Source organism: Snodgrassella sp. W8158 (genome assembly GCF_016100435.1).
Classification (GTDB): Bacteria; Pseudomonadota; Gammaproteobacteria; order Burkholderiales; family Neisseriaceae; genus Snodgrassella; species Snodgrassella alvi.
Genome location: NZ_JACFSM010000002.1, coordinates 40,533 through 52,656, shown reverse-complemented (window position 1 = coordinate 52,656; position 12,124 = coordinate 40,533). Strand labels below are relative to the sequence as shown.

Sequence of the window (12,124 nt, the reverse complement as noted above, 5' to 3'; positions counted from 1 at the left end):
CCTATTTCTTGCTAAAATAGCCGCCAACCTGACGCTAAGGCTATCAATAGCCAGCAACACCTCAGAAAATTTATTAGGTAACACAATGGCCTTTCGTTTTGACATCATCTACGAATACCGTGAAATGTTTTATTACGGTGCGCTTACAACACTCGGCGTCACCCTGATTTCCACATTTATGGGCACACTTCTCGGTCTGATTTTTGCCCTTGCACGCATTATCCGCATTGAAAAAGGCGGGCTGCCTATGCGTGCTTTCGTATGGTCATTGCGCCAGATTTCCCTGCTCTATGTAACCATTTTCCGTGGCACACCCCTGTTTGTACAGATTTTCATCTGGTATTTTGTCTGGTTTCCACTGCTCATCAACCCTGCTGACGGTCTGATTATCAGTGGCGATCTGGCTGTCGAACTGCGCCGCAGCTACGGTGCACTGATTGCCGGCGTACTTGCACTTTCAGTTAATTCAGGAGCCTACATTACCGAGATTTTCCGTGCAGGCATCCAGTCAATAGACCGCGGACAATTCGAGGCCTCCCGCTCTCTTGGTCTGAGTTATACACAAGCCATGCGCTATGTCATTCTGCCACAGGCTATCCGCCGTATGCTGCCGCCAATTGGCAACGAATTTATTACCTTACTTAAAGACAGCTCACTTTTATCCGCCATCGCCGTAGTCGAACTGGCTTTTGCTGCCCGCGCAGCAGCCGGACGTTATCTTAACTACGAGACACCGCTATACACCATTGCCATAATCTATCTGATAATGACCATCGCCTTAAGCTGGTTCTTCTCATGGCTGGAGAAAAAATACAATAAAGGTTATCAGCACTGAGCTTAGACAGAAATCAACAACATGAGAACAGGACGGTTAAAAATCAACCGTCCTGTTTCATTTTATAAAATAGCAGAATTCAATTTCATAACACCAATGTACAAACTGATTTATAGCTTTACTGACACCAGAGTCAAATCAATTACATTTATTACATATGGTTTTCCGACCCAATCAATATTATTGCAAACCAGCTATTTCAAATTGCAAATCCAACACTGAAAAAATCTATTTGAATCAGCTATCAAATATTAATCATCATAAATAACACCAGTCAGTTATCGATTAGTATCAATGATGAAACTCATCAGGAGACATATATCAAAAATATCTTAATTGATACAGCTTTATTTACATTTTAAAAATTTGTACTATAGATTTAAACAAAATCCAGAATAAAAAAATCAGATAAATCAGCAGAAAAATACAAATTTAATTTAAAAATAACATAAAAAAACAGAACTATTAAAATAAACAAAATATATAATAAAAACTAGTAACTTGACACAAATTAAACAAATTGATTAACTATTAATTTATATATTTATCTTATCAACAGAAAAAGAGAAAAACATGAAAGCTGTCAGATTGCATGCACAACACGATATCCGCATAGATGAAATCGAAAAACCAAAACCCAAAGCTGGTGAAATACTGATTAAAATCGGTGCAGCCGGCGTGTGCCACTCAGATATACACCTGATCGAAAGTGGTATCCCTGCTGGTGCTCCTGCATTTACCCTGGGACATGAAAATGCCGGATGGGTTGAAGAACTGGGCGAAGGAGTAACTGATTTTAAAGTAGGCGACGCAGTCATGGTATACGGACCATGGGGTTGCGGACATTGCCAGCCTTGTCAGCAATCTATGGAAAACTACTGTGAACATCAGTCGGAATCTCCGATCCTCGGCGGTGGACTGGGTACCAATGGCGGCATGGCTGAATACATGATTGTTCCTTCCAGCCGTTTACTCGTACCTTTGCATGACCTGCACCCGGAAGAAGTGGCCCCTCTCTCCGATGCAGCCTTAACTCCCTATCATGCAATTAAACGTTCTGCCGGCAAAATAACACCATCGGCTTTTGTTCTCGTAATCGGCATAGGTGGTTTAGGACATATGGCTGTACAAATCCTGAAACAGCTATATTCAGCCACCATTATTGCCGGTGATATTAATGATGAAAAACTGGAACTGGCCAAAAAATATGGTGCGGATTATGTAATACGTACCGACCGCGATACCGATAGCATTGTCGAAGAAATTACCCGTATTACCGGTGTGAAGAAATGTGCCGTCGTACTTGATTTTGTTGGTAATAAGCCAACTCTGACTTTGGGCGCACAAACAGTCGGATTAAACGGCGACTGGACAGTAGTTGGTCTGGGTGGCGGCAAACTCGACTGGCACTGCATGAATCAGCCATGGGGAGCATCGCTTTGTACACCCTATTGGGGTTCACGGGTTGAACTGATGGAAGTACTGGACATGAAAAGAAAAGGTATTATAAATATCGAATACACCACCTACCCCCTTTCACAGGCTCTGGAAGTATACGATAAATTGATTAAAGGGCAGATTAATGGCCGTGCAGTACTGATACCTTAATCTTTCCTAATAGAATCAGGCTGAGCAATATGTATAACCACAGCCTGATTCTATAAAATCCACGTGCTCTGGAGCGATAAACAATTAATTACTATCATCAATAAAAAACCATCCGGTGGCTGTTGTATCAACGCAGACCAAGCTTAAAAATAAAATTTGTTTCGCAATAACTCATTCTCATTAACAATTTTACTGACTTCATATATTTTTTACTGCATCACTACCATCAATACTTTTAGTTATCCTCCTAGTAAAAAAATTAATCCTCTGAATTTTCAAAAATTTTCCGGTATAACTAACTATTCTTCAACCAATCTTATGTTTTTAACATATACTATTTCTCGTTTTTAATATACATTCACTATATTAAAATCAGCCAACACAACACCAATGAACTAATACTTAACTTAATAAACTATGGTTTCAAATTAATACAATATAGAACATATGAATACAAAATTAATGTCAGAGAAAATTATCAAAACCAGTAAATTCCTAAGTTATATTCTAAGACATAAGCCGGAAACAATAGATATCACCTTAGATCAGCAGGGATGGGTAAATATAGAATACTTAATCAAACAGGCAAACCTGCATGGAGAACAACTCACCAGAAATATTATCGAAGTGGTTGTTAAAACAAGTGATAAAAAACGATTTACCATATCTGAAGATGGCTTAAAAATTCGTGCAGCACAAGGACATTCAACTGATCAGGTTCATATCAGTCATAATGCGCAAAAACCGCCAGAGTTTTTATATCATGGTACAGCCACAAGATTTATGGATTCAATCAAACAGCAAGGATTAATCGCAGGGAGCCGCCATTATGTACATCTGTCAGCAGATGTGAATACTGCGATAAAAGTCGGCACACGTCATGGCAGCCCTATTGTGCTGCAAATACACGCCTTAATAATGTATCAGGCAGGATATCAATTCTATCTGGCGGAAAATGGAGTATGGCTGGTTCAAACCGTACCAAAACAATATTTACAACCATATGAATGAGTAAATAAATTATAAATATTTAAAAACAATATTTTATTAAAAACGAAGAGTTTACAAAATTTGTCTTTTCAATAGAGTTAACTCCTCATCAGATAGTTTATTTACTAACTTATTACTATTGATAATCGACGAAATATACTGAATAACTTCTTTATAGTCATTATAAAATAAGATCGAGAAAAATGATGTAATAAAATCAGAATTAATTCTATTTAATTTTTCAATTAGATATGCAATATAATCCATCAAATCTTGCTTACTAAATAAATGATTTAATAAAGTGTTCATATTATAAGGGTCAACGGAATTTCTGCATAGAATCTCCATTTTTTCCATTACTATATTTTTCAATTTATATTTTTGAGCACTATTAAAATCTCTTATCGATACAAAATAATAAGCAAAATTATCAAAAGTAACTTGGGATATTATTTTATCATCAGAAAACATATAAACTATAAATTTAAACATTTCTTCTGATGAAACATCCATATGATAATAGTGTCTTGATAAAATATATATAGCTCTTCTTAATTGTTTTTCTGGAAGATTATCTAAATATTGTTTTAAATCATATCCAAAATTATTACTTTTTTTGATTATCTCATCAATTTCAATTTCAATCTCTTCATCAAACGCACTCATTACTTTATTACTCCTCATAAATTAACAATTACTTTTTTGTGTAATCAACATTGTATTATACTTTATTATACAAAAAACATACTTTATTAAAAATAAAGAGTTTACAAAATTTGTCTTTTCAATAGAGTTAACTCCTTATCAGATAATTTATTTACTAACTTATTACTATTGATAATCGACGAAATATACTGAATAACTTCTTTATCGTCACTATCTAACAGAATAGAAAAAAATGATCTAATAAAAGCGGAATTAATTCTATCTAATTTTGCAATTATATCTGCAATATAATTCATTAAATCTTGCTTACTAAATAATTTATATATATTGGTATATCTATTTACCAAAATTCGATATCCATCGTTAATTTACTACCTAAATCAGCTATGAAATCTAACGTATTTTTTTTCAAATATATGTCAGATCGCTTTTCATTCTTATACACATGACCATAAATTGTGAATACAAAATCTATATCATTTTCTTCTTTAAATGTTAATAATATATTTAGTTTGTTTTCAATCCTATCAATTATCTGACGTACTTGATGATCCAGATCATTAAGTGAATTTATACAATGCTGTAAACACCAGGTGGTTTCTATAGCCGGGCTATATTTGCAATTTTTCATACTTCCCCTGATAGTATATTTTGTAGGCGAAATTCCTAGTAATTTGGTTACACTATCTGGATTAAAATTAGGGCCGCATATGATAAATTCTATAGTCACTTCAGTTTGTAACATTTTACTCTCTTATAAATAGTACTTTATTTTTTAGATTAAATTTTATTTCTGTAAGAAACAGTTTTTAAAAATTTATGGAATCACCTTTTGCTGGTTTTCCTAGGTTATATTAATTTTTTCAATGTTCTTTTTAAATCAGTTTTTAAAATCCACTACAACTTTTTTAAGAATATATAATATTTAAAATTCAATTAAATAATACTTTTACTCTTTATATGTTCTTTTCTACTATCAATTTTATAGTTTATCTAAATCTAATGCAGCTTCATTATCATCTTTTTATTGCATAACGTTAAAAGATTTTTTGAAGCTACATATTACTATCATTTTATGGGATAAATTTTTGCCTACAGATATATGATTTCTTGACAAATATCTTTATCAATTACAAATACCTCTACTCTGAATCCTTCAGGATAATCTTTAAAACCTAAGACATTCTCCCGTTTCTTTTTTTCCTCAATTGCTCTTTCCAAGGAAGAAAAAAAACCAATTACAAATTCTTGTATACCGCTCTGTTTTGTTTCCTTAGCATGGATTAAAACATATACTTTTTTTTCCGTCATAATAACTCCCATTTTAATTTTTTTTGTTTTGTTTATATAGTGACAAATCCTTCACGCCACTCATCCACATCTAAATAAGTCTCATCAATATCTAATCTTTTCAAATTACTTACATAATAAATTTTTGAAAAATTTTTTTTCTTTCTAAAGCTATTTCATAAGTACTATAAATACCTAAAGTTTGAAATGCCTCACCATCAAAATCGTCAGAATTCGGTGATTCCTGTGAGATTTTCTTGTTTCCATGATATGAATAAGTTACATAACTTAAACGAAATAAAGTCTGCATTTTTTATATCCTTTTTTATATTTTATATGTTTAATATATAAAATATAAGTAAACATATCAACATCAATCTATATTTTTTAATTTAATTACTTTCTTTTTATTTCTTTCTGAGTTTAACCCTCCACCCTTTAAAAGATTTTTTAATTGACTAAGCTCACTATGACATCCTCTATTTCTTTTATAAGAACAAAAATTTTTCATAATATTCCAAAAGTATACGTAAAACAATCTGCTCAAGTGCATCATATACAGATGAAGTTTTCCTCCAGGCCAACTAAGTACATCATCTATTATGTCCTAAGTAACAATTTATCATTAATCCTTACCCCGCAATAGGTTCATATTTATGTTTATCTTCACAATATGGATTCTGAGGATTACTAATCTCAATTAGTAAGTAAAAATTTTGTTCAATGCTTTTATTTTTACACGCTTTCTTTTACTTTTTAGCTTACAAAAGCATCATCGGGATATGACTCTGACAAGCTTATCTATTTTTATTATAAATTTTCACCATAATCTTTTTAAGTATATTTTATAGAATAAAGGTATATCTAATAATCATTTCGAATACCTTGTCATCTATGTTAAATACAATGAATTTTAAGATTTTCCAATAATATTGTCTTTGTTTACAGCAATAAAATTTTTTAATTCATTGTTATATTTCTCATAATAATCTTTAAATTTATTTCTATTATATATGCGTTTATACAGATATTTTCGACCATAAAGTGCACTATGTATATCCTGATAGGGAAATGCCTGTTTCTCCCACTCTTTAAGTATAAATAACTGCTTTGTCTCTTCAGCTGATAATAAATTTAAATTTCTAATTAATATAACCTCCTGAAAACGGGAATTCCTATAGTAATACCATATGTATACACCTACATCGTTGACCTCTTTAAAATAAGCTAAATTATTATGAAAAATACTATCAGCTAACACTTGTCTGGCATAGCGGGCTAAACAGAATCGATGTGGTTTTTTCCAATCTTCAGGTTTTTCTAACTGAGCAATAAATTTTTCCGCGGTCTCAAACCATTGCTTCTGCCCTAAATCAGAGGACATACTTTGAATATTAAAAGATTTATAAAATTCCCATGTATCTTTTCTATTCACCATTACATATACATTAACATAACCTTCTACTTCTTCCAAACGGCAAATAGTGGCTGCAAAATAATTGTTTTTTGCCAGACATAATCCTATAAATTTGTTTTGTATTTTATTCATAAAATATCAGCTTATTTGAAATAATAATATTTATCTAAATAATTCATATTCTTTTCTGAATCGCTCGAATTCTGCTTCATATCGCTTGTAATCTTTTTTAAAAATTTCTTTATCATTCAAAAATTCATACATACATCTTCGACAAAAGACTCCATAAAATACGTCCTCATAACGATACGCTTTCTTTTCCCAATCCTTTAGTATAAACAACTGTTTTTTTCTTCATACGTTAATAAATTTAATTTTTTGATTAATGCAGTTTCCTTTAAACGTGAAATCATTGTGTAGCGATATATATATTTATCATTTATATCTTTGTTATAATTTAAATTTTCACTAAAAATATCATCCTTTAAAATCTGTTTGGCATAACGAGCCACACAATAACGATACGGTCGTTTCCAGTCTTCAGGTTTGCCTAAATGATAAATAAAATTTTCAGCTTGCTCCGTCAATTCTTTAATTCTTATATCTGTAATAGTATTATATTCCCACTCGCTTATACCTTCACAACTTGCATAAGATTCACCTGTATCCATTCTCTCCACAAATCCGCAAATATAAACACGGAAATAATCATTTCTTGCCAAATAACCTTTTCTTAATCCGCTTTCCATATTAGTCTAATGTAAAATTAATGCGTAATTTTATTTACCCATACATTATTATCATATTTTTTAGAATCTTCAACGTTTTTTTAATTTATAAATTGGCATTTAATAATGCCTGAAATTATAAGTCAAAATTATTTCATTAATCTTATAAAAAATAATTTCTGCTGATTTCTATCCGACATTTTCTATTTAGAAGTATAATAAGATTACCTAATATTTAAATTGAATAATTTATCTACTTTTTAACAGCTAATGCTCTTATATAATCATCAAGTGTTGAAATATCCTGTAAATTAATTGGTTTATTCAACGCTTTCATTCTTTCTATTGCAATATCTGTTATATCTTCTAGCTTAGGGTGATCTTCTGTAAAATTTATTATACCCATATCCGCCAGCTCATCTTCTGGTCTCAAATAACCTGAGGGAACGTCAAAATTATTGGCAACTTCATGCCATAGTTCCAAAATACTGGTTTCAGAGAATTCACTGTCATGATATAAATTCAAAATTTCTTCATCGTCCAAATATTTTCTAGTATTTTTTAAACTCTCTAAATATTTTTTTTTATGACTTCTATCTATATAAATAGAAACCAATATAGAAAAAATAAAGAGAATAATAAAAAAAATTACCATATTATATTAAAATTAATTGAAATAAACATTAACCTGATTAATTTGCAGCTATTATAATTATAAATTACTAAACATATCAATTATTAGCTACTTATTATTTTTTCATTCAGACCTCACTACCTATGTTTATCTGCTAACCTTATCAGATTCCCCTTGCTTATCAAGCATAGTTACAATTAAAAGTAGTTGATAGAGCCAGATACCATATTAGTAATACATATCCGGAAAATCAGTATCCAGAGGATCAAACTATTTGCTTCCGGTTCGCTACTTCTAAATACATTTCTATTGATTTACCTTATTTTTTTATTACATATTTTATTAATTTATTGTTATTATATTGAGCATTAACCTATCTTATCTAATTTCAAAAATCTATAATTTTGACTTTAAATGTTCCAACACTTTAATTGAAGTGTTTAATTCTTTGAATGTACCAAATTTATCTTTTACTTGATAAAGAGTTGGTAATAAAGAAACATCTCCCAGATATGCTGTAACCTCAACCATTTCATCATATATTCTTTCCTGACTTAATTCATGAATTAGTATCTGAGTAACACGCTTATCTTGCCTCTTTGCTAAACCAATTATTGCTTCAAATCGAGCTTCAAAGTTTTTTTCATCTAATAATAATACAAAGCAATTACGAATCTCCGGTGTGTCATAGTTATTTACATTCACCGCGAATGCTGCCCAATTTTTTACTTCACTATGAGTATCTTTTAAAAGTTTAATCAGTAATGGTATTGATGCTCTATTTTTAAATACGGATAAAGCAAAAGCTGTACTTACTCTCACCATGACAGATTTATCCAGTACGGTACTTTGAGCAAGGGATAATAAAGTGTCTGCGTATTTCTTTTTAGCTTTTTCGCAGCGATGACCAAAAGATGATACCGCATAAGAGCGTACGATAGCAGATTGATCATTTAAAGCTAAATCATACAATATTTTCAAAGATATTTTTTCTTCTATAGTGTTTAACTTGATTTGTCCTAAAATAAAAGCAGCCAGGGCTCTGCGTTTATAACGATTACTAAAACTATCCATTTGAGCAAGCCGGATAATTTTACTTCCACCCATTAACTGCAATGATGCTGCAGCTTCTAAGCTTAATTTAAAATTATCATGATCAAGCAAAGCTATTAATTTATCTTCAGGTAAATACCTGCATCGTTGCCAATACTCAAAGTGAATATCATCCTTTTTTTTATCATATGCTGATCTTACCATCATCATACCTCCACTTTTTTATGTCATTATCAGTTCTCACTTTACTACTCGCCTGCATTTTTCAGAGAATTTACTCTCCGCTATTGCTCTTCAAGCCATAAAAAACTTCTATTGGGTAAATTTTGTTTTGACTTTTAATTTCTCTAAATTTTCTATACACATATTTAATTTTTTGGATGAGCCAAATTTATCTTTTATCTGATAAAGCACAGGTAATAACGAAACATCTCTTAAGTAGCTTATTAGTTCTATCATTCTATCATCTATCTTATCTTCACTTAATTCTTGAATTATAAGCTGAGCAACACTTTTATTAAGCCTCTTTGCTAAACCAGTTATTGCCTCATATCGAACATCAAAATTATTTTCTTTCAATAATAAGACAAAACAATTTCGGATTTCCGGTGTATCATAGCCATTTACATTCACTGCAAATGCCGCCCAGTTTTTTACCTCACTGTGAGTATCTTTTAAAAGCTTAATCAGTAATGGAATTGATACTTCGTAATCAAACATGGATAAAGCAATGGCAGTATTCGCTCTCACTTTGAAAGATTTATCCAGAATGGTCTTTTGAGCAAGGGCTAATAAAGAATCTAAGTTTTTATTTTTAATCCCCTTATATCGTTGGCCAAAAGATAATACCGCGTAAGAACGCACGATAGCAGACTGATCATTTAAAGCTAAATCATATAGTATTTTCAAAGAATTTTTTTCTTCTTTAGTGTTTAGCCTGATTTGTCCTAAAATAAAAGCAGCCAGCGCTCTGCGTTTATAGCTATTATTATAACTATCTGCTTGAGCAAGTTTAATAACTTTACTTCCTCCTATTAACAGTAATGCTTTTGCAGCCTCTAAACTTAAGCTGAAATTATCATGGCTAAGTAAAGCAACTAATTCTTTTTCAGACAAATGACGACATTGCTCCCAATACTGAAATTCAAAATCTTCTTGATTTTTATCATATTTCGATATTCTATTGCTTTTCATAGCCTCAGCATTTTGTTTCTTTTTGGCTTTTGTTACCATTTCAGAATCTGATATCACCATTACATTACTCCTGTTTTTTCATCTTTATTTTTTTGTGACTCTTAAATTTCTAATTTTCTGTATTTTTCATAAAATTTAGCCGGTAAACCATAATTATACATAGGTTGATTAACATTACTGATACATTTTATCAATCTGAAATTCGATCACCTTACAATTCCGTCAAATGGTCTTTTATCGGTTTTCTCCATCTCAATATCAAAAACTCGTTTTAGGACAGTTTAATAGATGTTATATAAATATCACGAGTTATTTTAAATCTTTTCTTCATTTCTTTATTAAACTCATGTATCAATAAACCGCTAAAATGCCAATGATAAATATCCCGATTAATTTTCTTTCTGATTAGTATAAATTTTTTCAGCAAATTAGCAGCAAAAAAATCTCTGTTTTCACAGAGATTTTTTTCTTAATTCCTATTAAAAAATATGCCAATCTACAGGTTTACATTCAAGATTGTCATGGCCCACTTCTTTTACAAGCGAGTCAAATTTCGTTATTACATTATTGAGTGTTTCCTCTAGGCTGTTTCCGTTACCTAAATTGTTTTCAAATTTACCTGTGTCTGTAAATTTAAAAGCCAGACTTGTGCACCCCCTGAATTCACCTTCTGCATTTTCATATATTCTAATCGTCATCCTATTGAAAGGATAATTAATATCCACCCAAAAACCAAATTCACCGACCAGTTTTTCTATTTTCACATTTTTAAAATTTATTTGGCGCCACATACAATATCTCCTATCTTTAATAATATAATAATTTATTTTATTTGAATATTACATATTTATACAGTAGTCATCATATTCTATATCTTCATCAGTTAAGCTTTCCAGATTGCACTCTTTCATTCTCTCGAAAAAACCTCGAATAGTATTTTCCAATGCTTCTTCAATAGTTTCTCCGTCTTCAACTGGACCTAAAGCCGCTCCATCCAGAATTTCCCCGTTAGAAACATATTTTTTTATAATCAGTATATTAGTACTACCCAAATATCTTTTTAATGATTTATCAAACTGTTCCTCAAAGTCAATAATTCTAATTTTCAATTTTCCATTTGGTAATATTGGCATTGAAATCATATATTCTGCAACTACCTTTTCTACATCATATTGTTTAAAGCATTCTTTGTTGCTTATATTTTTCCACATATATTTACACCATTATGGTTGCATTGATTAATGTAATACTATTTTTTCCCAATCTCATTATTTCTGGTATTCTGCCTATAACAGAATATATTTTATAGCTATAAAATCTCTTATATATTAAACATTTTGGTATTTGGATTTCTTATCCTGAGAGATTCACACTCACTTAGCCTTAGGTATTTATACACTTTGGTAATCATATTAGATCAATCTATACCGCTCTGTTTGTCCATTTTAATTTTAGCAGTCATTTACAAAAATTAAGTTTATATCATTTTATTGTCTCTGAAACTACAGATTTCTGGTATTTCGATTATGGAATTCAGTTTACTGTTTTCAAATACAACACGTTTCATAATTTTCGAGCTTTGTATTTTGTTACTGTTTAGCTTTGATGATATAGCATTTAAATTTCGATTATCGGATGTTGATAACATCCTTCTGTCTATACTCATCACCTAGCTTATAGAGCATACCTGTTCATTACAGAATCATTGC

The 12,124-nt window shown here is 31.0% G+C and carries 14 protein-coding genes; 3 read left to right on the top strand and 11 right to left on the bottom strand.

The window, feature by feature from the left end:
• Positions 1–85: 85 nt before the first annotated feature.
• The 3 genes from H3V11_RS04795 to H3V11_RS04785 all read left to right on the top strand — a co-directional run bounded on the left by H3V11_RS04795 (position 86) and on the right by H3V11_RS04785 (position 3,454).
• Positions 86–835 (top strand): amino acid ABC transporter permease, encoded by a 750-nt coding sequence (locus tag H3V11_RS04795; protein ID WP_025330161.1) that lies wholly within the window; start codon positions 86–88, stop codon positions 833–835.
• A 573-nt stretch (positions 836–1,408) separates the two neighbouring features.
• Positions 1,409–2,443: an NAD(P)-dependent alcohol dehydrogenase gene (locus H3V11_RS04790; protein WP_084549961.1), complete on the top strand. Its 1,035-nt coding sequence runs from the start codon at positions 1,409–1,411 to the stop codon at positions 2,441–2,443.
• 462 nt (positions 2,444–2,905) lie between these two features.
• Positions 2,906–3,454, top strand: a complete 549-nt coding sequence (locus tag H3V11_RS04785; protein ID WP_084549969.1) for an RNA 2'-phosphotransferase — start codon at positions 2,906–2,908, stop codon at positions 3,452–3,454.
• A gap of 51 nt (positions 3,455–3,505) precedes the next feature.
• On the opposite strand, the gene H3V11_RS04780 is transcribed toward H3V11_RS04785, so the two are convergent.
• The 11 genes from H3V11_RS04780 to H3V11_RS04730 all read right to left on the bottom strand — a co-directional run bounded on the left by H3V11_RS04780 (position 3,506) and on the right by H3V11_RS04730 (position 11,626).
• Positions 3,506–4,099: a hypothetical protein gene (locus tag H3V11_RS04780; protein ID WP_198223743.1), complete on the bottom strand. Its 594-nt coding sequence runs from the start codon at positions 4,097–4,099 to the stop codon at positions 3,506–3,508.
• Between the two features lie 340 nt (positions 4,100–4,439).
• Positions 4,440–4,844: a DUF4279 domain-containing protein gene (locus H3V11_RS04775; RefSeq protein ID WP_198223742.1), complete on the bottom strand. Its 405-nt coding sequence runs from the start codon at positions 4,842–4,844 to the stop codon at positions 4,440–4,442.
• 347 nt (positions 4,845–5,191) lie between these two features.
• Positions 5,192–5,410: a hypothetical protein gene (locus H3V11_RS04770; RefSeq protein WP_025330153.1), complete on the bottom strand. Its 219-nt coding sequence runs from the start codon at positions 5,408–5,410 to the stop codon at positions 5,192–5,194.
• 109 nt (positions 5,411–5,519) lie between these two features.
• Complete coding sequence (locus H3V11_RS04765) at positions 5,520–5,699, bottom strand: hypothetical protein (protein WP_198223741.1); 180 nt, start codon at positions 5,697–5,699, stop codon at positions 5,520–5,522.
• A 603-nt stretch (positions 5,700–6,302) separates the two neighbouring features.
• Positions 6,303–6,938: a hypothetical protein gene (locus tag H3V11_RS04760; protein WP_198223740.1), complete on the bottom strand. Its 636-nt coding sequence runs from the start codon at positions 6,936–6,938 to the stop codon at positions 6,303–6,305.
• A 197-nt stretch (positions 6,939–7,135) separates the two neighbouring features.
• Positions 7,136–7,555, bottom strand: coding sequence for a hypothetical protein (locus H3V11_RS04755; RefSeq protein WP_198223739.1), 420 nt, complete (start codon positions 7,553–7,555; stop codon positions 7,136–7,138).
• A gap of 232 nt (positions 7,556–7,787) precedes the next feature.
• Positions 7,788–8,189, bottom strand: coding sequence for a hypothetical protein (locus tag H3V11_RS04750; protein ID WP_198223738.1), 402 nt, complete (start codon positions 8,187–8,189; stop codon positions 7,788–7,790).
• 375 nt (positions 8,190–8,564) lie between these two features.
• The gene (locus H3V11_RS04745; protein ID WP_198223737.1) at positions 8,565–9,431 is read right to left on the bottom strand and encodes a lyase; all 867 of its coding nucleotides are present in this window, start codon (positions 9,429–9,431) and stop codon (positions 8,565–8,567) included.
• A 102-nt stretch (positions 9,432–9,533) separates the two neighbouring features.
• Entirely contained in the window at positions 9,534–10,475 is a 942-nt protein-coding gene (locus H3V11_RS04740; protein ID WP_198223736.1) for a HEAT repeat domain-containing protein, read from the bottom strand.
• Positions 10,476–10,894: 419 nt separating this feature from the next.
• The gene (locus tag H3V11_RS04735) at positions 10,895–11,206 is read right to left on the bottom strand and encodes a hypothetical protein (RefSeq protein ID WP_084553240.1); all 312 of its coding nucleotides are present in this window, start codon (positions 11,204–11,206) and stop codon (positions 10,895–10,897) included.
• 48 nt (positions 11,207–11,254) lie between these two features.
• Entirely contained in the window at positions 11,255–11,626 is a 372-nt protein-coding gene (locus H3V11_RS04730) for a hypothetical protein (protein ID WP_198223735.1), read from the bottom strand.
• Positions 11,627–12,124 lie beyond the last annotated feature (498 nt).